This window comes from Dongia sp. agr-C8 (genome assembly GCF_054658695.1).
This window is the reverse complement of the sequence record NZ_BAAGHZ010000003.1, coordinates 968,808-991,949: the sequence shown is the minus strand read 5'-3', so window position 1 is coordinate 991,949 and position 23,142 is coordinate 968,808. Positions and strand designations below refer to the sequence as shown.

At 66.9% G+C, this 23,142-nt stretch carries 21 protein-coding genes; 15 read left to right on the top strand and 6 right to left on the bottom strand.

Features of this window, described 5'->3' with window-relative positions:
• Positions 1-2 precede the first annotated feature (2 nt).
• From ACYQ4T_RS18945 to ACYQ4T_RS18935, 3 genes are all read left to right on the top strand, one after another.
• Positions 3-890 (top strand): metal ABC transporter permease, encoded by an 888-nt coding sequence (locus ACYQ4T_RS18945; protein WP_459857448.1) that lies wholly within the window; start codon positions 3-5, stop codon positions 888-890.
• A 104-nt stretch (positions 891-994) separates the two neighbouring features.
• Complete coding sequence (locus ACYQ4T_RS18940; protein ID WP_459857445.1) at positions 995-2,626, top strand: hypothetical protein; 1,632 nt, start codon at positions 995-997, stop codon at positions 2,624-2,626.
• A gap of 126 nt (positions 2,627-2,752) precedes the next feature.
• Positions 2,753-3,511, top strand: coding sequence for a type 1 glutamine amidotransferase (locus tag ACYQ4T_RS18935; RefSeq protein ID WP_459857443.1), 759 nt, complete (start codon positions 2,753-2,755; stop codon positions 3,509-3,511).
• 8 nt (positions 3,512-3,519) lie between these two features.
• On the opposite strand, the gene ACYQ4T_RS18930 is transcribed toward ACYQ4T_RS18935, so the two are convergent.
• Together ACYQ4T_RS18930 and ACYQ4T_RS18925 are read right to left on the bottom strand one after the other, a co-directional pair.
• Positions 3,520-5,172, bottom strand: a complete 1,653-nt coding sequence (locus tag ACYQ4T_RS18930) for an MDR family MFS transporter (protein ID WP_459857440.1) — start codon at positions 5,170-5,172, stop codon at positions 3,520-3,522.
• Between the two features lie 22 nt (positions 5,173-5,194).
• Entirely contained in the window at positions 5,195-6,259 is a 1,065-nt protein-coding gene (locus ACYQ4T_RS18925) for an HlyD family secretion protein (RefSeq protein ID WP_459857437.1), read from the bottom strand.
• 258 nt (positions 6,260-6,517) lie between these two features.
• Here ACYQ4T_RS18925 and ACYQ4T_RS18920 point away from each other — a divergent pair, with 258 nt between their 5' ends.
• The 6 genes from ACYQ4T_RS18920 (at position 6,518) to ACYQ4T_RS18895 (ending at position 13,632) form a co-directional block, all read left to right on the top strand.
• Entirely contained in the window at positions 6,518-7,177 is a 660-nt protein-coding gene (locus tag ACYQ4T_RS18920; protein WP_459857434.1) for a TetR/AcrR family transcriptional regulator, read from the top strand.
• A gap of 129 nt (positions 7,178-7,306) precedes the next feature.
• A complete protein-coding gene (locus ACYQ4T_RS18915) occupies positions 7,307-8,242 on the top strand; it encodes a DMT family transporter (RefSeq protein WP_459857431.1) in 936 nt (311 codons plus the stop codon).
• 81 nt (positions 8,243-8,323) lie between these two features.
• A complete protein-coding gene (locus ACYQ4T_RS18910) occupies positions 8,324-9,784 on the top strand; it encodes an MBOAT family O-acyltransferase (protein WP_459857428.1) in 1,461 nt (486 codons plus the stop codon).
• A gap of 5 nt (positions 9,785-9,789) precedes the next feature.
• Positions 9,790-10,725, top strand: coding sequence for a hypothetical protein (locus ACYQ4T_RS18905; protein WP_459857425.1), 936 nt, complete (start codon positions 9,790-9,792; stop codon positions 10,723-10,725).
• Positions 10,726-10,898: 173 nt separating this feature from the next.
• Positions 10,899-12,365, top strand: coding sequence for an arginine-ornithine antiporter (gene arcD / locus ACYQ4T_RS18900; RefSeq protein ID WP_459857423.1), 1,467 nt, complete (start codon positions 10,899-10,901; stop codon positions 12,363-12,365).
• A 25-nt stretch (positions 12,366-12,390) separates the two neighbouring features.
• On the top strand, positions 12,391-13,632 hold the full coding sequence (locus tag ACYQ4T_RS18895) for an arginine deiminase (protein WP_459857421.1): 1,242 nt from the start codon (positions 12,391-12,393) through the stop codon (positions 13,630-13,632).
• Between the two features lie 8 nt (positions 13,633-13,640).
• Here the strand turns inward: ACYQ4T_RS18895 and ACYQ4T_RS18890 are convergent, their stop codons facing one another.
• Entirely contained in the window at positions 13,641-14,522 is an 882-nt protein-coding gene (locus tag ACYQ4T_RS18890) for an HpcH/HpaI aldolase/citrate lyase family protein (RefSeq protein ID WP_459857419.1), read from the bottom strand.
• Between the two features lie 298 nt (positions 14,523-14,820).
• Between ACYQ4T_RS18890 and ACYQ4T_RS18885 the strand changes: the two genes are divergently transcribed.
• From ACYQ4T_RS18885 to ACYQ4T_RS18870, 4 genes are all read left to right on the top strand, one after another.
• On the top strand, positions 14,821-15,048 hold the full coding sequence (locus ACYQ4T_RS18885; protein ID WP_459857417.1) for a flagellar basal body rod C-terminal domain-containing protein: 228 nt from the start codon (positions 14,821-14,823) through the stop codon (positions 15,046-15,048).
• Between the two features lie 20 nt (positions 15,049-15,068).
• The gene (locus ACYQ4T_RS18880; protein ID WP_459857415.1) at positions 15,069-15,338 is read left to right on the top strand and encodes a hypothetical protein; all 270 of its coding nucleotides are present in this window, start codon (positions 15,069-15,071) and stop codon (positions 15,336-15,338) included.
• Positions 15,339-15,421: 83 nt separating this feature from the next.
• Complete coding sequence (locus ACYQ4T_RS18875) at positions 15,422-17,077, top strand: tetratricopeptide repeat protein (RefSeq protein WP_459857413.1); 1,656 nt, start codon at positions 15,422-15,424, stop codon at positions 17,075-17,077.
• A 151-nt stretch (positions 17,078-17,228) separates the two neighbouring features.
• Positions 17,229-17,651, top strand: a complete 423-nt coding sequence (locus ACYQ4T_RS18870) for an OsmC family protein (protein ID WP_459857411.1) — start codon at positions 17,229-17,231, stop codon at positions 17,649-17,651.
• An 81-nt stretch (positions 17,652-17,732) separates the two neighbouring features.
• Here ACYQ4T_RS18870 and ACYQ4T_RS18865 read toward each other — a convergent pair whose 3' ends face one another.
• Entirely contained in the window at positions 17,733-18,491 is a 759-nt protein-coding gene (locus ACYQ4T_RS18865; RefSeq protein ID WP_459857408.1) for a tetratricopeptide repeat protein, read from the bottom strand.
• Between the two features lie 115 nt (positions 18,492-18,606).
• Between ACYQ4T_RS18865 and ACYQ4T_RS18860 the strand changes: the two genes are divergently transcribed.
• Positions 18,607-18,969, top strand: a complete 363-nt coding sequence (locus ACYQ4T_RS18860; protein WP_459857405.1) for a YkvA family protein — start codon at positions 18,607-18,609, stop codon at positions 18,967-18,969.
• A gap of 103 nt (positions 18,970-19,072) precedes the next feature.
• Here the strand turns inward: ACYQ4T_RS18860 and ACYQ4T_RS18855 are convergent, their stop codons facing one another.
• Both ACYQ4T_RS18855 and ACYQ4T_RS18850 read right to left on the bottom strand, forming a co-directional pair.
• Complete coding sequence (locus tag ACYQ4T_RS18855; protein ID WP_459857403.1) at positions 19,073-20,008, bottom strand: DMT family transporter; 936 nt, start codon at positions 20,006-20,008, stop codon at positions 19,073-19,075.
• A complete protein-coding gene (locus ACYQ4T_RS18850) occupies positions 20,005-20,907 on the bottom strand; it encodes a DMT family transporter (RefSeq protein WP_459858068.1) in 903 nt (300 codons plus the stop codon). Before ACYQ4T_RS18850 ends, ACYQ4T_RS18855 begins: the two co-directional genes overlap by 4 nt.
• 168 nt (positions 20,908-21,075) lie before the next feature.
• On the opposite strand from ACYQ4T_RS18850, the gene ACYQ4T_RS18845 reads away from it, so the two are divergent.
• Positions 21,076-23,064 carry an acetoacetate--CoA ligase gene (locus ACYQ4T_RS18845; RefSeq protein ID WP_459857401.1) on the top strand — a complete coding sequence of 663 codons (1,989 nt, stop codon included), beginning with the start codon at positions 21,076-21,078 and terminating at the stop codon, positions 23,062-23,064.
• The last annotated feature ends 78 nt before the right edge of the window (positions 23,065-23,142 follow it).

The following is a 23,142-nucleotide window of genomic DNA, read 5'->3' as shown; positions in this document are numbered from 1 at the left end:
CGATGACCCTCCACGATCTCCTGATCGCGCCGTTTGCCGAGTTCGCCTTCATGCGGCGGGCGCTGATCGCCTGTATCGCGATCTCGCTCTCGGCCGGGCCGATCGGCTCCTTCCTGGTCTTGCGGCGCATGAGCCTGATGGGCGATGCGATGAGCCATGCGGTGCTGCCCGGCGTCGCGGTCGGCTTCATGCTGTTCGGGCTGGCACTCTGGCCGATGGCCTTGGGCGGGCTCGCCGCCAGCCTGCTGGTCGCCCTGCTCGCCGGGCTGGTCAGCCGGGTGACGCCGCTGAAAGAGGATGCCAGCCTCGCCGGCTTCTACCTGATCTCGATCTCCAGCGGCGTGCTGATCATCTCGCTGCACGGCAGCAACGTCGATCTCTTGCATATCCTGTTCGGCTCGCTGCTCGGCGTCGATGACAAATCGCTGCTGCTGGTCGCCGGCGCGGCGACCTTGACCCTGCTCGCCTTCGCGGTGATCTACCGGCCGCTGGTGGTCGAGTGTTTCGACCCGGGTTTCCTGCGGGTCGCCGCCGGCGGCAGGGCGGCAGGACCCGGCGCGGTCGCGCATCTCGTCTTCCTGGTCCTGGTCGTGGTCAACCTGGTCGCCGGCATGCAGGCGCTCGGCACCTTGATGTCGGTCGGGCTGCTGCTGCTGCCGGCGGCGGCGGGGCGGCTTTGGGCCGGCAGCGTGGGGGGACTGATCCTCACCACCAGCGGGATCGCCATGGCCGCCTCGCTGCTCGGGCTCATCCTCTCCTATCATCTCAACACGCCGTCGGGACCGGCCATCGTGCTGGTCGCGGGCGTCTTCTATCTCGCATCCCTGGCGCTCGGACAGCGCGGCGGCTTGGTGCGCCGCTATTGGCCAAGGCGGCATCTCGCGCATTGAACTATAAGAATTTCGCACACCGCGTTGTGCGTGACGGGCTTTGAGCCGATCTCCGCCTCGGGTAAAATTCCCAAAAGCGCGCGGGGGCGCGCGGGGAGACCGACTTGAAGCTCAATGCACAGGTCCGCGAGGCCTTGCCGCCGCTGGCATGGCTGCTGGAAATCGACGGCCGACCGGAACGGCATCGGCTGATCTGCGGCGGCAGCGTCTGCCGCTCGGATCATGCCTTCTTTGAAGGCGCCTGGCCCGGATCGCTCGATGCGATGGATTTCGCGGAGAAAGCGGATGCCTTCGGCAGCGGCGGCGTGCTCGGCACAGACGGCTGGACCATCGTGCCGCCCAGTCACACGCTGGAATCGGTCTTCACCTGCCGCGACGGCGCGAAGCTGTTCGTCAGCAATTCCCTGCCCTTCCTGCTCGCCCATCGCGGCGATGCGCTGGATCCGGACTTCCTCGACTATCACCGGGTTTTCTTCGACATCCTCGGCGGTCTGGAACATTCGCCGATCCGCTTCCCCTCGCTGCGCGCAGAAGAGATTCGCGGCTACTACTTCGAAAACCTCGCGATCGGTCATGATCTCGAGATCACCGTGCAGCGCAAGCCGCAGGCGCCGCGCTTCACGGCCTTCGCCGACTACCGCAGCCATCTGACGCGCGTGGTCGAGGCGACCCTCGACAATGCCCGCGACCCGGCGCGGCCCCATCCCTACCGGCCGCTGGCGACGATCTCGCAGGGATATGACTCGCCGGCCTGCGCGGCGCTGGCGCGCGAGGCCGGCTGCCGCGAGGCGGTGACCCATGGCCATGCGCGGCGCGCCTTCGGCATCGTCGATTCCGACAGCGGCGAGGAGATCGCCAAGGCATTGGACATGGCGATCACGGTCACCGACCGCCGCTTCTATTTGCAGCGCGAGGACCTCGCGACGCCGGAGGCGGAGTTCTTCTGCCACGCCCTGGAAGGCTCCGACGTCAACTATCTCGCCTTCGCGCCGATGATCGGGCAGCGCGTGCTCTTCACCGGCTGCCACGGCGACACGATGTGGGAGAAGCAGAAGGTGCCGAGCGATGTGATCAAGCGCGGCGACCTCGACGGCGGCTCGCTGGGCGAATACCGCCGCCGCATGGATTTCATCCACCTGCCTCTGCCCTATATCGGCGCGCTCAACCACCGCGACGTGGTCGCGATTTCCAACACGCCGGAGCTGGCGCCCTACTCGGTCGGCGGCGACTATGACCGGCCGATCCCGCGCCGGATCCTGGAGGAGGCCGGCGTGCCGCGCGCGGCCTTCGGCCAGGCGAAGAAGGCGACCACGCTGAGCTTCTTCGGCTTCCAGCCGGGGCTGGTCGAGCAGCTCTCGCCCTCCACCCGCCGCGCGCTCGCGGATTTCGCCAAGAGCTGGCGCCTGGGCCTCGCCGCGCGGCTGCGGCTGCGCCGGAACGAAGCGATCGCGATCCTGGTCGCGGCGGTGCGGCTGGTGGAGAAGCGGACGCATATCCTGCGGATGCTCGGCCTGGAGGCGCCGCTGGAGAAGATCCTGCATGTGCTGGACACGCGGAACCTGGACACCGCGGAAACCGTGCTGGTGCTGCACTGGTCGATGGCGCAGATCACCCGGCGCTACACCATCCCGGGCGAGACAACGGCGGCAGCGCCGGCGCGGGCGCGGGAAACCGCGGCGCTGGTGCCGCTGCTGAGCGCGGTGCAGCTGATCGGGGCGCTGCTGCCGGCGCTCTAGGCCTTGCGGCGGCCGGTTGATTCCGGCGGGCGATCACCGCATATTTCCCGCCATCGCGGACGTGGCGCGGCATGGGCCGCGCGCAAGAGACGTTGCGCGGGCAAGCCCGCGCGGGGGATGGAGCCGATGCAGGTCCTGGTACTTCAGAACGACGTCAATTCGCCGATCTCGCTGCTGGGCGACTATCTGCAGGCGGCGGGCGCCAGGCTCACCACCTTGCTGCCGCATCACGGCGACAAGGTTCCTGATTCGCCCGAAGGTTACGACGGCGCGGTGGTCCTCGGCGGGCCGCAGCATGCGCATGACGACGCGCGCTTCCCCGCCTTCCTGCCGATGCTGGACCTGCTGCGCGCCTTCCATGCGCAGAGCAAGCCGCTGCTCGGCATGTGCCTGGGGGGCCAGCTGATGGCCCGGGCCTTCGGCGAGCGGGTGCGGGTCAACGACACCTTCGAGTTCGGCTTCCTGCCGATCGAGATCACGCCGGAAGGCCGCGACGATCCGCTGCTGGCGGGCCTCGCTCCGCGCCAGCGCATCATGCAGTGGCATGAGGACACCTTCGGCCTGCCCGAGGGCGGCGTGCGGCTGATGACCGGCGAGACCTGCACCAACCAGGCCTTCCGCTTCGGCCAGACTGCCTATGGCTTCCAGTGCCATTGGGAGGTCTCGATGGATCTCGCGCGGGACTGGGTCAGCAATTTCGGCCATGTGCTGCAGGGAAAGCTCGGCGAAGCCGGTGCCGCGGAAACCATCGCGCGGGCCAAGGGCGAGTTCGAGAAATACGGCCGCCGCGCCAACGATTTCTGCCGCGTCGTCACCCAGCGCTGGGCCGACCTCGTCACCGCGGCCAAGCAAGGCATGGTCGAGAACAACGGCCGCGCGGCTTAGCCGACTTCTCAATGCGCGCCGGCGGCGCCGGTGCCGGACGCCTTCTTCAGCAGCAGGCCGAGACCCAGCGCCACCACCAGCGCGAAGCCCATCAGCACAAAGGCGTCGCTGTAGGCCATGACGGTGGCCTGGCGCCGCACGCTGCGGCCGATCGCGACGATGGCCTGGTGCTGGGCGGTCGCCGGGTCGGAGATGCCGTGGGTCAGGAAGTAGCGCGTCAGCTCGCCGATCCGCTGCCGGGTCGCCTCGTTGAAGGCCGAGACGTTCTGCGTGATCACGTTGGAATGGAACTGCTCGCGCTTGGTGAGGATGGTCTGCAACAGCGCGATGCCGATGGCGCCGCCGAGGTTACGGGTCATGTTGAAGAGGCCCGAAGCCGAGCCGGCATTCTCCGCCTCGATGCCCGCGGCGGCCACCGCGGAGAGCGGGGTCATCACCATCGCCTGGCCGATCGCGCGCACGATGTTGGGCCAGAGGAGCTGCGGGCCGGAATAGTCGGTGGTCAGATAGATGTTCATGAAGTTGCTGACGGCAAACAGGGTGAAGCCGAGGCCGATCAGGATCCGCGTGTCGACCGACTTCATCAGCCGCGGCACCAGCGGGATCAGGATCAGCTGCGGGATGCCGGTCCAGGCCAGCACCTCGCCGATCTGCTCGGCGTTGTAGCCCTGCACCTGGGAAAGATAGAGCGGCAGCACGAAGGAGGAGCCGTAGAGTGCGGCGCCCAGCAGGATGTTCGACGCCGTGCCGAGGGCGAAGTTGCGGCGCAGCAGCAGCTTCAGGTTCAAGAGCGGGCGCTTCACCGTGAGCTCGATCGCGATGAAGGCGCTGAGCGCGACCGCCGCGGTCACGGCGAGCGTGGTGATGAGCTCGGATCCGAACCAGTCGTCCTTGTTGCCTTCCTCGAGGAAGGTCTGCAGCGCGCCGAGGCCGATCGCCATCGCGACGATGCCGAGCCAATCGCCCTGCTTCAGGCGGCCGAGCTGCATTCTCGAATGCGGCAGCGCATAGGCCAGCATGGCGAGCATGACCAGGCCGGGCACCAGGTTCACATAGAAGATGTATTCCCAGCCGTAGTTCTCGTTGAGATAGCCGCCGATGGTCGGGCCGATCGCCGGCGCGAAGGTGGCGGAGAGCGCGAACAGCGCGAGACCGACCGGCTGCTTCGCGCGGGGCAGCATGGTGACGATGATGGTGAAAGCCAATGGAATGAGCGCGCCGCCGCTGAATCCCTGGAAGGCGCGCAGAATGATCATCTCGGTCAGGTTGCCGGCAAAGGCGCAGGCGACCGAGAAGGCCAGGAACAGAACCGTGCTGGCCAGCAGATAGATCCGCATCGAGAAGACGCCGGCCAGCCAGCCACTGAGCGGAATGACGATGATCTCGGTGACCAGATAAGAGGTCGAGACCCAGCCGCCGTCGTCGATGCCGGCGCCGATCGCGCCCTGGATGTCGGCCAGCGAGGAATTGACGATCTGGATGTTCAGGACCGCCAGGAAGGCGCCGAGCGCCGCGCCGATCACCGCGATCCAGGTCTTCAGTGGGACCTGATCGGTGTTCTGGTTGGCGGGCGCCGCCGGCGATACGTCCATCTTCCGGACCGGCGCTGCGACGGCCGGCCGGCGCTCGGGAATGGCATCGAAGGTTTCGGCGATGGACATGGCGGCTTCCCCCTGGCGGGACTCAGTTGCTCGCGACTTTGGTGCTTGCGGCGGCGGGCTTGGTGTCGATCACCGGCTCCGCCGACATGCCGGGGCGCAGGCGGCCCACCAGGTCGCCGTCGATCTCGAGCGCGATCTTCACCGGGATACGCTGCACGATCTTGGTGAAGTTGCCGGTTGCGTTGTCCGGCGGCAGCAGCGCGAATTCCAAGCCGCTCGCCGGGGCGAGGCTATCGACCTTGCCCTTCACGGTGACGCCGGGCAGGCCGTCGATCGTGATCTCGACCGGCTGGCCGGTCTTCACATCGGCGAGCTGCGTTTCCTTGAAATTGGCGACGACATAGACCGCATGCAGCGGGACAACGGCCATCAGCTGGGTGCCGGCCTGCACATACTGGCCGGTGCGCAGGCTGCGCGCGCCCACGGTGCCGTCGATCGGCGCCACGATCGTGGTGTAGCCCAGGTTCAATTCCGCCTGCTGCTGCACGGCTTCGAGGCGCTGCACCTCGGTTTCGGCCTTGGTCTTCGCGGTGGTCAGGACATCGATCCGCTGCTTCGCGGCGGCCAAGGCGGCGCGGTCGCGCTGCAGGGCGGCGTTCTGTTGCTGCAGCACCGTTTGCGCGCGCTGCTCGTCCTGCACCGAGGTGACCTTCTGGGCGGTGAGATTGTGATAGCGGGTGTAGTCCTGCTGCGCGAACTTGACGCCCGCCTGGTCGGATTCGATCGCGGCCTGGGCCTGCTGGATCACCGACTGCTGCTCCGCGAGCTGGGCCTCGATGTTGTCGACATCGGCCTTGGCACTGGCGACGTCGGCCTTGGCTTGGGCAAGCGCGGTCTTGAAGTCGCGGTCGTCGATCACCGCCAGGACGTCACCGGCCTTCACCGGCTGATTGTCCTCGACCTTCACATCGGCGATGTAGCCCGAGACCTTCGGCGCGATCGTCGTGTAGTCGGCCTGGACATAGGCGTCGTCGGTCGATTCCAGGTACCGGCCGGTCTTGACCCAATAGCTGCCGAAGGCGCCGGCACCGGCCAGCACGGCCAGGGCAACGCTGCCGAGAAGGATACGCCGCAAGGTCCGCTTCATCTCAATTCTCCCCCAAATGGGCGCTTCAGTTTTGTACTGATAAGTACATATAGCTGAGAGCGACGCCGTCAAGCTGACCCTGGGTGACATGGGTCACAGACCGGAGCCTGCAACTATACTTACGTTTATGGTATTGAATTTGGCTCATTTTATTCTGCCCCGCTTGTGAATGGACGGGTCGGCCGGCGAAAGACCCGGCTTGCCGTGTTGAAACAGACCGTCCCGTACGTTACAGTGCGAAGGCAGATGGAGGTGCCCATGGCCAGAACCGCAACCGCGCGGGCCGCCGACCGCCCGGCCCGGACCCGGTGTTCCCCCGAAGACCGCCGCAAGGCGATCCTGGCCGCCGCCCAGAAGGTGTTCCTGGAGCGGGGCTATGCCAATGCCAGCATCGACGCGGTCGTCGAGCTGGCCGGCGGGTCCAAGGCGACGGTCTACCAGCAGTTCGGCAACAAGGAAGGCCTGTTGGGCGCGCTGGTCGCCGAGGGCGCCGAGGAACTCGCGCATCTGGTGCACGCGCTGCCGCTCGACGGCGCGCTGGAAGAAAGCCTGCGCGCCTTCGGCCGCGGCTATCTCAATCTCATCATGCGGCCGGACCGGCTGGCGCTGTTCCGCCTGACCATCGGCGAATGCGGTCGGGTGCCGGAAATCGGCGATGTCTTCTATCGCACCGGGCCGCAGACGGTGGCGAAATACCTGACAGAATTCTTCCGCAGCGTCGCCGCCGCCGGCCTGATCGCGACCACGGACCCGGAGCGCAGCGCGCACCAGTTCATCCATTCACTGCGCGGCGATCTCTACCTGCAGAATCTGCTGAACCCGACGCGGCGCCCTACCGAGGTCGAGCTCAACCGGCATATCGACTTCGTGGTCGATACCTTCCTCGCCGGCGCCAGGAAGACCGCAAGCATCGGATAGCGGCGCGGGCCGATCGGTTCGATCTTAGCGAGACGTACCCCACCCTAACCCTCCCCCGAATCGGGGGGGGGAACTGCACCGAGCGCTTCTTCTCCCTCCCTCGAATCGGGGGAGGGCCGGGGTGGGGGAATGAGTCTTCGCGCGGAGCATGTCGTGTCCCCTGCACAAGCAACCCGCAGCATGTCCGGCAGCGACTGGCTGCTGCTGGTGCTGCTCTCCATGGTCTGGGGCGGTTCGTTCTTCTTCGCCAAGATCGCGGTCGCCGAGCTGCCACCGCTCACCATCGTGCTCGCGCGCGTCGTGATCGCGGCGGCGGCCCTGCACCTGCTGCTGCTCGCCTTGGGCCAGCGCATGCCGAGCGACGGCGCCGTGTGGCGCGACTTCCTGCTGATGGGGCTCTTGAACAACGCGATCCCGTTCAGTCTGATCTTCTGGGGCCAGAAGGAGATCGCGAGCGGCCTCGCCTCGATCCTCAACGCCACGACACCGCTCTTCACCGTGCTGGTCGCGCATGCCTTCACCACCGAGGAGAAGGCCACGGCGGCGAAGCTCTGCGGCGTGGTGCTCGGGATCCTCGGCGTGGCGCTGATGCTCGGCCTGGACCTGGCCGGCGGGCTCGGCGGTCACCTCTGGTCCGAGCTCGCGGTCCTGGCGGCAGCACTCTCCTATGCCTTCGCCGGCGTGTTCGGCCGGCGATTCCGGGGACGTCCGCCGCTGGCGGTGGCGGCGGGGCAGCTCACCGGAAGCTCTATCCTGATTCTGCCGCTGGCATTGCTGATCGATCGGCCCTGGGCGCTGCCGATGCCAGGCGGCGGCACCTGGGCGGCGCTGATCGGCCTGGCGCTTATCAGCACCGCCCTCGCCTATGTGATCTTCTTCCGCATCCTGGCGCGGGCCGGCGCCACCAACCTGCTGCTGGTGACCTTCCTCATCCCGGTGAGCGCGCTGCTGCTCGGCATCGCCTTTCTCGGCGAGCGCGTGACCACGCACCAGCTCCTGGGCATGCTGCTGATCGGGCTCGGCCTCGCGGCGATCGACGGGCGCTGGCGACGTTTCGTCCCCTAGGCCTGGGCCAGAGAACGGGGCTTGCCTTCGGCATGCCGCCCCGTCATACCCCCGGGGCCAGTTCACCCCGCGCCCGGCTCCATGCTCTTCAACTCCGCCAGCTTCATCTTTCTCTATCTGCCTATCGCGCTCATGGGCGCCTTCCTGCTGGCGCGGCACCGGCCGCAATGGGCGATCGCCTGGCTGGCCCTCGCCTCCTTCGCCTTCTACGCGGTCTGGGACTGGCGCTTTCTGCCGCTGATGCTGGCCTCGATCCTCGGCAACTATCTGGCCGGGATGCGGATCCTGGCGGCGCGCGATGCCGGGGCGCAGCACCGGGCCAAGGCCTGGCTGATCGCCGGCCTCGCCGCCAACCTGATCCTGCTTGGCATCTTCAAGTATGCGGGCTTCTTCGCCGCGACCGGCGCCACGCTGCTGGGAGACCCGAAGCCCGACCTCGGCATCGTGCTCCCGCTCGGCATCTCGTTCTTCACCTTCACCCAGATAGCCTTCCTGGTCGATGCCTATCGCGGCGAGGTCCAGTCGCGCCGCGCCGATTCCTACGCGCTCTTCGTCGCCTATTTCCCGCACCTGATCGCCGGGCCGATCCTGCACCACGGCGAAATGATTCCGCAGTTCGAGCGCAAGGGTGCCTTCCGGTTCAATTGGGAGAACCTCGCGGTCGGCCTCACTATCTTCGCGATCGGCCTGTTCAAGAAAGTGGTGCTGGCCGACAGCATGGCGCCGCTTGCCAACCCGGTGTTCGACGTCGCCGCGGGCGGCGTCGCGGTCTCGACGGAAGCCGCCTGGCTCGGCGCGCTCGCCTACACGCTGCAGCTCTATTTCGACTTCTCCGGCTACAGCGACATGGCGATCGGCGCCTCGCGGCTGATCGGCGTGCAGCTGCCGCTCAACTTCGACTCGCCCTACAAGGCGGCGAGCGCCATCGACTTCTGGCGGCGCTGGCATATGACACTGTCGCGATTCTTGCGCGACTATCTCTATTTCCCGCTCGGCGGCAACCGCCGCGGCCCGCAGCGCCGCTATGTCAACCTGATGCTGGTCATGCTGCTGGGCGGGCTCTGGCACGGGGCGGGGTGGACCTTCGTCCTCTGGGGTGGGCTGCACGGGCTCTATCTGGTCGTCAATCATTTCTGGCGTTCGATGATCGGCTCGGAACGCCTGCCGCGGATCCTGGCGCAGGCGCTGACCTTTCTCGCCGTGGTTCTCGCCTGGGTGGTGTTCCGCGCCGCGGACCTCGACACCGCGCTCAGGCTTTGGGCTGCGATGCTGGGGCAAGGTGCGTCGCCGGATACGGCGATGGGGGTGGGCGTCTGGGCCACGGTCGCGCTGCTGCTCGGCATCGCCTGGCTCTGGCCGAACACGCAGGAGGTCATGGCGCGCTTCCAGCCGGCACTGGATGCCGCGAGCGTAACGCCCGCCTGGCTCAGCTGGCGGCCGGGCCTTGCGGCGGCGGTTGTCGTCGCCGGCATCGCGGCGCCGGCCCTCTACTTCATCCTGTTCACCGACCGGGTGAGCGACTTCCTCTATTTCCAGTTCTGAAGCCGATGCGTCGCTACGCCCTCACCCTCTTCGGCCTGCTCTTGCTGCTGCTCGGCGGCGCGCTTGGCGTCTCCTGGTTCGGCCTCGACCAGTGCACCCTGCTCGACCGCAACATCTGCGGCCTCTATCACTTCCAGGCGGCGAAGCTCGCGGCGGCGCCGGAACGAGTGGACCTGCTGCTGCTCGGCGACAGTTCGCTCGGCAACGGGGTCGATGCCCGGGCGATGGCGGCGCAGAGCGGCAGGACCGTTCTCAATCTCGCGCTGAGCGGCGGGGCGCTCGGCCTGCCGGCGATCGAGACGCAATTGCGGCAAGCGATCCGTCGCGGGATGAAAATCGAGAACCTGGTCGTCATGGTCTCGCCCGAGCTCTATCGCCGCCGCTTCTCCGCCAGCGCCGACGGCTTCGTGCTGGCCAACGCCCGCGATCCCGCGCAGGTGCTGGCGCTGCCGCCGAAGCTCGCCGTCAAGGCGGCAGCCTCTCTCCTGAGCTTCCTGTTCGACAGCGGCGTGCAGGCGGACGGCATCCGGACGCTCATGACCGGCGCGCGCGACACCGGCGACTGCACCGGCTGCGCGACGCTCGACTATGTAGCACAGGAAGCCGGCGGCAAGCCGACCCCCGACGACATCAAGGAATGGCGCGGGCCATATGACGATTTCGACCCCTTCCTCGAGCGGATCGCCGCGCTCTGCCGGAAGCAGGAGATCAACTGCCTCTACATGCACGGGCCGACGATCCAGGCTGTGCTCGACCTCAATCCCGGCTATGTCGAGAAGATCGACGCCAAGGTCGGGAACGCGGGCTTGCGCCTGGTCTCGCCGGCGCCCGTCATCATCTCACCCGGCGACGTCGGCGATTCCGTGAACCACATCCGGCCGGACCTGCGCGCGGCCTTAAGCGACCGGATCTACGCGCTGATCGCGCCGCTGCTGCGGTAGTTCCTTCACTTTTACCAAGTCCTGGCGCGGTCGGCGCGGCGGTCGATCCGTACCTGGGGGGCGCGTGAAACTTCGGTTAAAGCCGCCGGTCTTGAGGGAAATCAAAGTGGCTTTCGCTGCGGCAGCGCAGTTTGGACGAGAGCCAGACCCCGCGCGAAGCATCGGAGGAAGCCATGTCTTCGACCACTGCGAACACCGCGATTCCGGACAGCCACGCGACGGCGCCGCGCAAGCTCCGGCTCGGCGCGCTGACGGCCTTGGTCATCGGATCCATGGTGGGGTCCGGCGTCTTCGGCCTGCCGCACGACATGGCCAATGCCGCGGGGCCGCTGGCGATCCTGATCGGCTGGGGCATCACCGCCGTCGGCATGCTGGCCCTGGTCTACGTCTATCAGAGCCTCGCCTTGCGCAAACCCGAGCTCGATGCCGGGCCCTATGCCTATGCCCAGGCCGGCTTCGGTCCCTTCATCGGTTTCAACAGCGCCTGGGGCTACTGGATCTCGGCCTGGATCGGCAACGTCTCCTATGCGGTCCTGGTCTTCGCCGCGCTCGCCTATTTCGTCCCGGTGTTCGGCGACGGCAACACCTGGCAAGCGGTGATCGGCGCCTCGGTCCTGCTCTGGGCCGTGCATTTCCTGATCCTCTCCGGGGTGCGCCAGGCGGCCTTCGTCAACGTCATCACCACCATCGCCAAGATCGCGCCGATCGTGCTGTTCATCGCGGTCGCCGCCGTCGCCTTCAAGCTCGACGTGTTCTCGATGGATATGAGCGGACCGGCCGACGGGTCGCTGGGCAGCGTGCTCGACCAGGTGAAGTCCACCATGCTGGTGACGCTCTGGGTCTTCATCGGCATCGAAGGCGCGAGCGTCGTCTCCTCGCGGGCCGAGCGCCGCCGCGACATCGGCGCCGCCACCGCCGCCGGTTTCCTGACCTGCCTCGCGCTCTACGCCCTGGTGTCGCTGCTCTCGCTGGGCGTGATGCAGCGGGCGGACCTCGCGGGCTTGAACAACCCCTCCATGGCCGGCGTGCTCGAGGCCCTGGTCGGGCCCTGGGGCGCGGCGCTGATCAACATCGCCGTCGTCGTCTCGGTGGTCGGCGCGTTCCTCAGCTGGACCCTGTTCGCGGCTGAGATCGCTTTCGTCGCGGGCCAGCGCAGTACCCTGCCGAGGATCTTCGCCGCCGCGAACCGCAACGGCTCGCCCTCGGCGGCGCTCTGGATCACCAACGGGCTGGTGCAGGTGTTCCTGTTCGTGACGCTCTATGCCCAGAGCACCTACCAGGCGCTTTACTACATCGCCTCGACCGCGATCCTGGTGCCCTATGTCTTCTCCGGCGCCTATGCGCTGAAGCTCGCGGTCACCGGCGAGAGCTATCAGGCGGGCGAGACGCGGGCCTTGGGCTTCGTCGCCGGCCTGGTGGCGACGGTCTATGGCGCCTGGCTGGTCTATGCCGCGGGCCCGGCCTATCTCTTCATGTGCGCGATGCTCTATGCGCCCGGCATCGTCGCCCATGTGGTCGCGAGGCGCGAGGCCGGCCAGCGGCTGTTCCACCCGGTCGAGCTCGCCCTCGCCGCCGGCCTGGTGGTCGCCGCGATCTGGGCGGCTTACGACATCTGGGCCGGCATCATCAGCCCGCTGTGATTGAGCCTCTGCAAAGGAACGCGCCATGGAAGCGAAGAAGGCCGTGACCGCGCTCGGAGTTCATTCGGAGATCGGCCGCCTGCGCGAGGTGATGGTGCACCGGCCGGACTTGAGCCTGCAGCGCCTGACGCCGGAGAACTGCCGCAGCCTGCTGTTCGACGACGTGCTCTGGGTGAAGAAGGCGCGGCAGGAGCACGACGCCTTCGTCGATGCGCTGCGCGAGCGCGGCGTCACCGTGCAGGATTTCGGCACCATGCTGGCGGAGACAATGGCGATCCCCGAGGCGCGCGCCTGGCTGCTCGACCGGCGTCTCGCCCCCGGCAGCGTCGGCGCCGATGTCGCGGAAGAGCTCCGGCCCTGGCTCAACGAGGTGCCGGCCGACTGGCTGTCGCATCACCTGATCGGCGGCATCACCCGCGCCGAGATGCCGGAGAAGCCGCGCGGCCTGTTCGCCCGCACGTTGGAGCCACAGGACTTCCTGCTGCCGCCGCTGCCGAACCAGCTGTTCACCCGCGACACCTCCTGCTGGATCTATGGCGGCGTCTCCGTGAACCCGATGTTCTGGCCGGCCCGGCGTCCCGAGGCCGCCAATGTGGCCGCGGTCTATCGTTTCCATCCGCGCTTCAAGGCCGCAGGGTTCGAGACCTGGTGGGAGCTTGACGATTCACCCACCGGCTTCCCCAGCCTGGAAGGCGGCGACGTGATGCCGATCGGCGGCGGTGTCGTCCTGATCGGCATGGGCGAGCGCTCGACGCCGCAGATGGTCGCGGCCCTCGCCAAGCGCCTGTTCGCGAAGGGAGCCGCCGAGCGCGTGATCGGCGCGCTGATGCCGCGCGACCGCAGCTTCATGCATCTCGACACCATCTTCACCTTCTGCGCGCCGGATCTCGCGACCCTCTTCCCGCAGGTGGTGGACCGGATCCGGAGCTTCAGCCTCTGGCCGGGCAAGACGGAAACCGAGTTGAAGATCGTGGAGGAAACCCAGCCGTTCACCGAAGTCGTCCGCGAGGCCCTGGGCCTGAAGGAATTGCGGCTGGTGTCGACCGGCGGCGACAGCTACGAAGCCGAGCGCGAGCAGTGGGACGACGGCAACAATGTGGTGGCGATCGAGCCCGGCGTCGTGGTCGCCTATGACCGCAATGTCTACACCAACACCAAGCTCCGGCGGGCCGGCATCGAGGTCATCACCATCGAGGGCTCGGAGCTCGGCCGCGGCCGCGGCGGCGGCCATTGCATGACCTGCCCGCTGATCCGCGATCCGCTTTAGGCGCTCGGTTAAGCCGCTTCTGCCTGATCCCGCGCGCTGATGGCCTCGTGGAGCGCCAGCAGGCGCTCGGCCTCATCGACATGCAGCTTCTCGACCAGGCGGCCGCCCACCACGACCATGCCCTTGCCTTCGGCGCGCGCCTCCTTCCAGGCGGCGAGGATGGCGCGGGCGGCTTCGAGCTCGGCCGGCGTCGGCGCGAAGGCGCGGTTGGCGGCGTCGATCTGCTTCGGATGAATGAGCGTCTTGCCGTCGAAGCCGAGGTCGCGGCCCTGGCGGCAGACCGCCTCGTAGCCGGCATCGTCGGCGAGATCGAGATGCACGCCGTCGAGCGCGTCGAGGCCGTGGGCGCGCGCCGCCAGCACGATCATGGTCAGCGCGCCGACCGCGCCATCGCGCGCGGGGGTCGGGCGGATGCGCAGCTCGCGGCCGAGATCGGAGGTACCGGCGACGATGCAGGAAAGGCGCGGGCTGGCGCCGGCGATCGAATCCATGTTGAGGATGCAGCGCGGCGTTTCCGCCATGACCCAGATCGGCAAGCTCGACGGCGCGCCGGCCTGCTCCAGGAGCAGGATCGCCTGCAGCACGTCGGCGGCGGATTGAATCTTCGGAAACAGGATGGCATCGGCGCCGCTATGCGCGACCGCGGCGATGTCCTCGCCCGCCCATTCGGTGTCGAGGCCGTTCACCCGCACCACCACCTCGCGCCGGCCGAAGCCGCCCGCTTTCACGGCGTCAGCAACCTGACGGCGGGCGCGCGCCTTCGCCTCCGGGGCGACAGCGTCTTCCAGATCGAGGATCAAGCCATCGGCGCCGAGGCTGCGCGCTTTTTCCAGCGCGCGCTCATTGCTGCCGGGCATGTAGAGGACCGACCGGCGCGGTCGAATCGTCATCGCTCGTGCTCCCGCCCCCCGGCTCAAAAAGAGGGTGCGAATGGGGGCTTAATTCGCTTTCGCGGTTGCAACACGGGAATTGCTAACATGGCACAGGATTATCCGGCAAACGGTAAATCCTGGCCTGTTCGCGACACCACTTGCTGATTGGACCCAAACTTGGTTAACCCGAATCAGGAAGATTCTCCGGGGATTCACGGCGGCGGCAATCCTCTGTTAACCTCTCACCCCTAGGTTAGGGCATGACAGCCGATCACTCGGAAAGATCGGCCGAAGGCCAGAGGTCAGGGAGACCCCGATGGACGTCGGTTCCGTCAGCAGCAACAACGCGACCGCGACCGCGATCGAGGGCCTGAAGAAGGCCACGAACACGGTCAACGACGCCGCGCAGAACATCGCCGGCGGCTCGCAGGATCCGCAGGACATCGTCTCGTTGAGCACGGCCGCGACCAGCTTCAAGGCCAATGCCGCGGTCATCAAGACCAGCGACGAGATGACCAAGACGCTGCTCGACATCAAAGCGTAAACCCAGGGGCGTAACCCAATATGGATCTCGCTGCCGCCGCAGGCGCTGCTTCCCAGATCAGCGCCGCCCAACGGGCTCAACAGGTTTCGATCGCCGCCCTGCGTTCCAGCAATCTGCAGGCGCAGTCCCTGGCTTCCATCCTCGGCAGTTCCGCCGCTTCCGGCGCCAGCGCGGCCCAGCCGGCCGCCCCGGCCGCCGCCGGCGGCAATGGCGGCGATACCGGCGGCGGCTCATCGCAAGCCAGCAACGCGGCCTCGCCGCGCGGCTCGCTGCTCAACATCCTGGTCTGAGCCTCTTCTCTCGCCTCTGCCTTCCGCTATAGGATTGCCGCTCGGCACGCGGTTTCGCGCGTGCACGAGGGGATGGAGGCCGCGTGGCGGCTGGACTCGCGATCGACGATGCCGTGAGGGATGCCGTCCGGGCCGCCGAGACCGGCGACTTCGAGGCGGCTAAGCTGATCTGCGCCGGCATTCTCGAGCGGGACGCCGAGAATGCCGAAGCGTTGCATCTGCTCGGCGTGCTCGCCTACCAGGTCGGGCTGCAGGCCCAGGAAGCGCTGAACCTGGTCGATCGCGCGATCGCCGCCGCGCCCGACAACAACCGCTTCTTCAACACCCGCGGCGCGCTCTATTACGCGCTCGGCATGATTGCCGAGGCCGAGGCCGCCTTCCGCCGCGCACTCGAGATCGAGCCCCAGGACGCCAATGCCTGGAACAATCTCGGCAATGCGCTGCTGAAGCTCGACCAGGTGCGGCCGGCCGAGACCTGCTTCCGCGAAGCCATCAGGATCGCGCCGGAGCTCAACAGCGCGATCAACAACCTCGGCATCGCACTGAAGCGCGAGGGCGAGCTCGACAAGGCCCTGGCCTGCTTCCGCCAGGCGGTGCTGCGCGAGCCGGACTATCTCGACGCGCATTACAATCTCGGCGACGTCTACAACCAGATGGACGACCAGGCGGCCGCCGAGCGGCATTTCCGCCGCGCGCTGGAGATCGACCCCGGTTGCGCGCCGGCGCATTGCGGTCTCGCGCAATGCCTCACCGAGCAGAACCGCAACGAAGAGGCGCTCGCGATCCTGAAGGTCGCGGCGGAGCGCCTGCCCGAGGACGAGGACGTGCAGTTCGCGCTGCATCTCGCGATGTCGGGCATGATTCCCGCCTGGCATATCCCGATGATCAACGACGACGAGCGCAACGCCGCCTATGAGCGTGCACTCGCGCGGGCGGTGACCCCGGATTCGCTGGTGCTGGAGATCGGCACCGGCTCCGGCCTGGTGGCGATGATGGCGGCGCGCGCCGGCGCGAAGCACGTCGTCACCTGCGAGGCGGTGCCGATCCTGGCCAAGGTGGCCAAGGAGACCGTCGCGCGCAACGGCTTCGCCGACCGGATCACGGTCCTGAGCAAGCGATCGACGCAGATGAAGCTCGGCGAGGATCTGCCCGAGCGGGCCGACGTCTTCGTCTCGGAACTGATCAACATCGGCATGCTGGCGCCCAACATGCTGCCGATCATCCAGCATGCCCGCGCCAACCTGGTGAAGCCCGATGCGAAGGTCATCCCGCAGGCGGCCGTGGTCTGGGGCGTGCTGATGCAATGCGACCATCTGGCCAACATCAACCCGGTCGGACAGATTGCCGGCTTCGACATGGGCGCTTTCGACGTCTTCCGCTCGCCGGGCTACGCCCAGATCGACCTCGGCGCCGATCCGCACCGCGTGCTCTCGGGGCGCGTCCGCCTGCTCGACTTCGACTTCCGCAAGGCCATGAAGACCGAGGACCTGCGGCCGCTGGCAATCACCGCGAACCGCGCCGGGATCTGCCACGGCGTCTGCTTCTGGTTCGACCTCGTTCTCGACGAGGAGGTCATCTACCGCTCCGAAAGCCGCAGCCGCACCAACCACTGGAAGCAGGCGATCCACTTCTTCCCCGAGCCGGTCGAAGTCCAGGAAGGCGACCGCTTGGACGTCGCCGCCGGCTATGATAACACCCGCATCTTCTTCAACCTGCTCGGCCACCAGCCGCGGTCTTGATGCATCGAGTTAGTGGCACCCCCACCCTACCTCCCCCGAAGTCGGGGGAGGGGTACGGCACCAGCGCGTTTAAGCCCTCCCCCGGCTTCGGGGGGAGGGCGGGGTGGGGGTGACGCGCAATGACTCTCTCCGACTTGCCTCAGAGGATAGAATGAAAGCACGCATCAACTGGATCGAGGGACGGGTGTTCCTCGGCACCAGCAACAGCGGCCACGGCATCGTCATCGCGGCGCCGACCGGCCAAGGCGTTCCCACCATCGCGCCCTCGCCGATGGAATACGTGCTGCTCGGCACCGGTGGCTGCACCGCGACCGACGTGGTGATGATCCTGGAGAAGGGCCGTCACGATGTCCGCGGCTGCGAGGTGACCCTGGACGCCGACCGCGCGGCCGAGGAGCCGAAGGTCTTCACCAAGATCCGCTTCCATTTCAAGGTGACCGGCAAGAATCTCAAGCACGACGCGGTCGAGCGCGCGATCAAGCTGTCGGCGGAGAAGTACTGCTCGGCCTCGATCATGCTGGAGAAGAGCGGAACCGAGATCACCCACGATTTCGAGATCGTCGAGGCGGAATAATCAGGCCGTCATGCGCGGGCTTGACCCGCGCATCTGGCGCCAGATTGCCGGGTCAAGCCCGGCAATGACGAAGTGGGGTGGTCAGTTCACCGCCTTCGGAAAGTAGTCGACCGGCAGATCCTCGGGGTCCGGCGGGATCACTGGTTTTTCCTTGAAGGATTGCGAGCGCTTCTGCGCGGCTTCGATCTGGGCCGGGGTCATCAGCGCTTCGATCTTGCTGCGCTCCTTGATCAAGGCGTCGCGCTCGACGCTGTCGGGCAGGCGCGAGACCGCGATGTTGAGCCACATATAGGCCTTGCCGAGATCGACGCCGGTGCCCTTGCCGTCGCGGTAGAGCGAGGAGAGCGCGGCATAGGCGCCGAAGCAGCCCTGGTTTGCCGCCTTCTCGAACCAGTAGAGCGAGCGCGCATAGTCCTGCGGCACGCCCTGGCCGGCGTAATAGACGAAGCCCAGCAGCCGTTCGGCCTCGGGATGGCCGACCTTGGCGAGGCGCTCGAAGATCGGCACGGCCTTCAGGTAGTCGCCGATCTGGTAGGCATCCCAGGCCGGCTTGGCGCCGCCGACCTCCTGCAGGTGATCCCAGGTGCGGATCTCGTCATCGACCATGACCGGCCGGACGCAGAGCGTCGCCGTGGTCTTGATCGGCGGCACGGGTGCCCCGGTCAGCGCCTCGCGGGCGGTCAGGTCCGGCGGCGGGGCGGCAAATTGCGCCGGGGGCGGGCTGAGCTGGGTGGCGCCGGCGACCGGTGGCGGCGCCAGCGGCGGCAAAGGCTGCGCCTGCACCGGCCCCTGCTGCGCCAGGGCCGAACCCGCTGAAATCAGGCCGAAAACGGCCGCCATGAGAAATTGCTCAAGCTTGATCATGGCCTCAGTCTAGCATTCCCCATGCCGATTTGCCGCCCGCCCGGTCGCCACCCTCTTGGAAATTAACGATTCCGGGGCCATATCCGGCGCCATGTCGCAAGAGCTGACCATCTATAACCCCCGCAAATTCGAACGCGACCGGGCCCGCGTGAACAACGGCTTCTGGCCGAAGATCCGCCGGGCCGCGCGGCGCATTCCGTTTCTCGGCGAATTGCTGGCGGCCTACTACGCCACCCTCGACCCCAAGACGCCGCTGCAGGTCAAGGCGGTGCTGATGGGCGCGCTCGCCTATTTCGTCCTCCCGATCGACGTCATTCCGGATTTCATCGCCGGTTTCGGGTACACCGACGACGCGACCGTGCTCTACGCCGCGATCCGCAGCGTCGCCTCCAGCATCCGTCCGGAGCATCGCGCGCGGGCAAAAGAGATGCTCGACAAGGCGCTGGCGGGTTGAGCCGCCCAATTTGAACCGTCATGCCCGGACTTGATCCGGGCATCTCTCTCCGAGCCTCGTCGGCACGAGATGCGGGGGTCAAGCCCGCGGATGACGTTGGGTGTTACAACCCCGGTCGCTCGGACGCGATCGCCTCCGCTTTCACCGCTTCCCTATCGCCGGCGCGTTTCAGCCGCGCTTCGCGCTGCGCGATGTAGACCGTGCTCGCGACCACGATGACCGCGCCGCCGACGGTCCAGATGTCGGGCATCTCGCTGAAGAGCGCGAAGCCGATCAGGCCGGCGAACAGCAGGCGCAGGTAATCGAACGGCGCCACCGCCGAGGCCTCGCCGATGCGGAAGGCGCGGATCCAGAGATATTGCGAATAGGCGCCGACCAGGCCGATGCCCGCCAGCAGCAGCCATTCCATCGGATTGGGCCAGCGCCAGGCCCAGAGCGCCAGCGGCAGCGCGACCAGAATCGCGATGATGCCGTAATAGAACATCATCACCAGCTCGGTCTCGGTTTCCGGCAACTTCTTTACGATGGTGATCAGGAAAGCGATCGCGAAGGCATCGCCCAGGGCCAGGAAGGCCCAGGGCGAGAAGGTATCGGCGCCCGGGCGGATCATCACCAGCACCCCGAGGAAGCCGATGATGGTCGCCGCCCAGCGCCGCCAGCGCACCTGCTCGCCGATGATGAAATAGGCGAGGATCACCGCGAACAGCGGCTTGGTGAAGGAGAGGGCGGTGTAGTTGGCGAGAGCCAGCTTGCCGATGCCGACATAGGCGCAGACCACCGACACGCTGCCGAGCACGCCGCGCCAGACATGCTTGTCGAGATGCTGCGTCTTAAAACCGGCTTTGCCGGCGAAGGCGAGGAACGGAAAAAGCGCCACGAAGCCGAAGAACGCACGGAAGAAGGCGATCTCGAAGCCGTCCATTCCATTCTGGCTGAGCTCCTTCACCATCGCTGCGATGAAGGAATAGGTGACGCCGCTCAAGGTCATCAGCAGGGCGCCCTTGCTGTTCGGCGCGAGCTCGGCCCAGAAGGATTTCATGCTTTTGGATTCGGCGAGGCGATCGGGTCGGCACTGACGGCAACGGCGCGGGCGGCGGCGGATTGGTGCAGCTTGGCCTCGCGGCGGGCGATGTAGATGCCGGAGCCAACGATCAGCGCGGCGCCGATCCAGGTATGCAGGCCGGGCGCCTCGGAAAACGCCCAGTAGCCGATCAGCGCTGCGAACAGCAAGCGCACGTAGTCATAGGAAACCACCAGCGAGACCTCGGCCATGCCGAGCGCGCGCACCCAGCAGAGATGCCCGAGCGTGCCGGCAAGCCCCATGCCGATCATGAACGGCCACCAGCTTGCGCTCGGCGGCCAGCTCCAGACCGGCAGCGCCACCGCCAGCGACATCGGCGTCAAGAGCAGCACCATGTAGGTGACGATCGCGTTCGAGCTCTCGGTCTTTGAGAGATTCTTCACCACCATCGAGACGATGGCGCTCAAGGCCGCGGCGGCCAGCGCCAGCAGCTCGCCCAGATTGATGGCCGCGGAGTCCGGCTGCAAGACGACCAGCACGCCGATGAAGCCGGCGATGGTCGCCGACCAGCGCCGCAGGCGCACCCGCTCGCCGAGAAAGACCGCGGCCAGCAAGGTGGCGAAGAGCGGCGCGGTGAAGCTCATCGAGATCGCCTTGGCGAAGGGCATCAGGGCCAGCGACCAGAATCCCAGCAGCATCGAGACGAAGCTGATGGCGGATCGGAGCGTGAACATCCAGAAGCGGTCGGTCCGCAAGGTGCCGAGGCCGTTCTTCATCAGCCAGGGCAGCATGAAAAAGAGGCCGAAGAAATTCCGCCAGAAGGTGGTGACGAAGGGATGCATGCCGAGATCGCTCAGCACCCGCACCTGCGCGCTCAAGGTGGCGAAGCAGGCGCTGGCGCAGAGCACCAGCACCACGGCCAATAAGGGGTGGGCGCCGCGACCGGAAGGGCCGCCGGCGCCAATTCGGGCGGCGGAAGGGGGCAAGGGAATGTCGGGTTTGGTCTTGTCAATTCTTGTGGTGGCTGGGCAGATTAGGCCCATTCAGCGCGCCTGACCATTTCCGTTCGCGCAAGGGAGCTAAGCATGTCTGAACCGGCCCAGATCGGGGACCAGGGTTCCCCATCGGGGACTGAACCATTGTGGCGTCCGAGCGAAGCGGCGGTGGCCGCCGCCAACATGACCAAGTTCCGCACCCAGGTGGCACGGGACTGGCAGATCGGCCTCAAGGACACCGACGCGCTCTGGGCCTGGTCCACCGAGCAGATCGACCGGTTCTGGACCTCGGTCTGGCGCTATTGCGACGTGGTCGGCGAGATGGGGCGGCCCGCGCTCACCAACGGCGACAAGATGCCGGGCGCACAGTTCTTCCCCAACGCCAAGATCAACTACGCCGAGAATCTGCTGCGCTTCTCCAGGGGCAACCCGCGCGATGCCATTGTCTTCTGGGGCGAGGACAAGGTGAAGCGGCGGCTGGCTCATGCCGAGCTCTGGGACGACGTGGCGCGGCTGGCACAGTATTTTCGCTGGCTGGGGCTGGAGCCCGGCGATCGGGTGGCGGGTTTCGTGCCCAACATGCCGGAGAGCATCATCGGCGCGCTGGCCGCAGCGGCGATCGGCTGCATCTGGTCCTCCTGCTCGCCGGATTTCGGCGTGCAGGGCGTGCTCGACCGCTTCGGCCAGATCGAGCCCAAGGTGCTGCTGACCGCCGACGGCTACTGGTACAACGGCAAGCCGCAGAACTCGCTCAGCCGCGTGCAGGAGGTGCTGGCCAAGCTGCCGAGCGTGCAGCAGGTGCTGGTCATCCCCTATCTCAACAACCACCCGGACATTTCGCAGATGCCGCGGGCGAAGCTGTTCCGCGAGGCGCTCAACGAACAGACCGGTGGCGAGATCAGCTTCGAGCGCGTGGCCTTCAACCATCCGCTCTTCATCATGTATTCCTCGGGCACGACCGGCGTGCCGAAATGCATCGTGCATGGCCAGGGCGGGACGCTGCTCCAGCATCTCAAGGAACATCGGCTGCATTGCGACATCAAGCCGGGCGACCGGATGTTCTACTTCACCACCTGCGGCTGGATGATGTGGAACTGGCTGATCTCCGGCCTCGCCTCCGGCGCCACCTTGCTGCTGTTCGACGGCTCGCCCGCCGGCAACATCCTGTTCGACTATGCCCAGGCGGAGAAGTGCACCATGTTCGGCACCTCCGCGAAATGGATCGATGCCTGCGCCAAGGCGAACCTCGAGCCCATCAAGACTCATGACCTCTCGACCGTGCGGATGATCACCTCCACGGGTTCGCCGCTGGCGCCAGAGAGCTTCGACTACATCTACGAGAAGGTGAAGAGCGACGTCTGCCTGTCGTCGATCTCGGGCGGCACCGACATCGTCTCCTGCTTCATGCTCGGCAACCCGACCGGGCCGGTCTGGCGCGGTGAGATCCAGATGCGCGGCCTGGGGCTGAAGGTCGAAGTCTGGAACGACGAGGGCAAGCCGGTGGTCGGCGAAAAGGGCGAACTGGTCTGCGCCAAGCCCTTCCCCTCGATGCCGGTCGGCTTCTGGAACGACGAAGGCAACAAGCGCTACAAGGCCGCCTATTTCGAGCGGTATCCGAACATCTGGCACCACGGCGACTATGTCGAACTCACCGCCCATGGCGGCATCATCGTCTATGGCCGTTCGGACGCCGTGCTCAATCCCGGCGGTGTCCGAATCGGCACGGCGGAGATCTACCGCCAGGTCGAGCAGCTGCCGGAGATCCTGGAAAGCATCGTGATCGGCCAGGACTGGCAGCATGACGTGCGCGTGGTGCTGTTCGTGCGGCTGCGCGACGGCGTGAAGCTCGACGAGGCCTTAAAGGACAAGATCAAGGCGCAGATCCGCGCCAACACCACGCCGCGCCATGTGCCGGCGAAGATCGTCGCCGTCACCGATATCCCGCGCACCAAATCCGGCAAGATCACCGAGCTCGCGGTCCGCGACACGGTCCATGGCAAGGCGGTGAAGAACAAGGAGGCGCTGGCCAATCCGGAAGCGCTGGACCTCTACGTCGACCTGAAGGAATTGCAGTCGTGATTCGGACCCCCACCCTAACCCTCCCCCGTCCGAGAATGCGGACATTCGTCCGCGGGGTCGGGGGAGGAGACTACACCC

Excerpts from the sequence above, each read along its gene's own strand:
- ACYQ4T_RS18945 (WP_459857448.1), top strand. The coding sequence starts at position 3 with ATGACCCTCCACGATCTCCTGATCGCGCCGTTTGCCGAGTTCGCCTTC.
- ACYQ4T_RS18935 (WP_459857443.1), top strand. The coding sequence starts at position 2,753 with ATGCAGGTCCTGGTACTTCAGAACGACGTCAATTCGCCGATCTCGCTG.
- ACYQ4T_RS18930 (WP_459857440.1), bottom strand. The coding sequence starts at position 5,172 with ATGTCCATCGCCGAAACCTTCGATGCCATTCCCGAGCGCCGGCCGGCC.
- ACYQ4T_RS18925 (WP_459857437.1), bottom strand. The coding sequence starts at position 6,259 with ATGAAGCGGACCTTGCGGCGTATCCTTCTCGGCAGCGTTGCCCTGGCC.
- ACYQ4T_RS18920 (WP_459857434.1), top strand. The coding sequence starts at position 6,518 with ATGGCCAGAACCGCAACCGCGCGGGCCGCCGACCGCCCGGCCCGGACC.
- ACYQ4T_RS18915 (WP_459857431.1), top strand. The coding sequence starts at position 7,307 with ATGAGTCTTCGCGCGGAGCATGTCGTGTCCCCTGCACAAGCAACCCGC.
- ACYQ4T_RS18910 (WP_459857428.1), top strand. The coding sequence starts at position 8,324 with ATGCTCTTCAACTCCGCCAGCTTCATCTTTCTCTATCTGCCTATCGCG.
- ACYQ4T_RS18905 (WP_459857425.1), top strand. The coding sequence starts at position 9,790 with ATGCGTCGCTACGCCCTCACCCTCTTCGGCCTGCTCTTGCTGCTGCTC.
- arcD (WP_459857423.1), top strand. The coding sequence starts at position 10,899 with ATGTCTTCGACCACTGCGAACACCGCGATTCCGGACAGCCACGCGACG.
- ACYQ4T_RS18895 (WP_459857421.1), top strand. The coding sequence starts at position 12,391 with ATGGAAGCGAAGAAGGCCGTGACCGCGCTCGGAGTTCATTCGGAGATC.
- ACYQ4T_RS18890 (WP_459857419.1), bottom strand. The coding sequence starts at position 14,522 with ATGACGATTCGACCGCGCCGGTCGGTCCTCTACATGCCCGGCAGCAAT.
- ACYQ4T_RS18885 (WP_459857417.1), top strand. The coding sequence starts at position 14,821 with ATGGACGTCGGTTCCGTCAGCAGCAACAACGCGACCGCGACCGCGATC.
- ACYQ4T_RS18880 (WP_459857415.1), top strand. The coding sequence starts at position 15,069 with ATGGATCTCGCTGCCGCCGCAGGCGCTGCTTCCCAGATCAGCGCCGCC.
- ACYQ4T_RS18870 (WP_459857411.1), top strand. The coding sequence starts at position 17,229 with ATGAAAGCACGCATCAACTGGATCGAGGGACGGGTGTTCCTCGGCACC.
- ACYQ4T_RS18865 (WP_459857408.1), bottom strand. The coding sequence starts at position 18,491 with ATGGCGGCCGTTTTCGGCCTGATTTCAGCGGGTTCGGCCCTGGCGCAG.
- ACYQ4T_RS18860 (WP_459857405.1), top strand. The coding sequence starts at position 18,607 with ATGTCGCAAGAGCTGACCATCTATAACCCCCGCAAATTCGAACGCGAC.
- ACYQ4T_RS18855 (WP_459857403.1), bottom strand. The coding sequence starts at position 20,008 with ATGAAATCCTTCTGGGCCGAGCTCGCGCCGAACAGCAAGGGCGCCCTG.
- ACYQ4T_RS18845 (WP_459857401.1), top strand. The coding sequence starts at position 21,076 with ATGTCTGAACCGGCCCAGATCGGGGACCAGGGTTCCCCATCGGGGACT.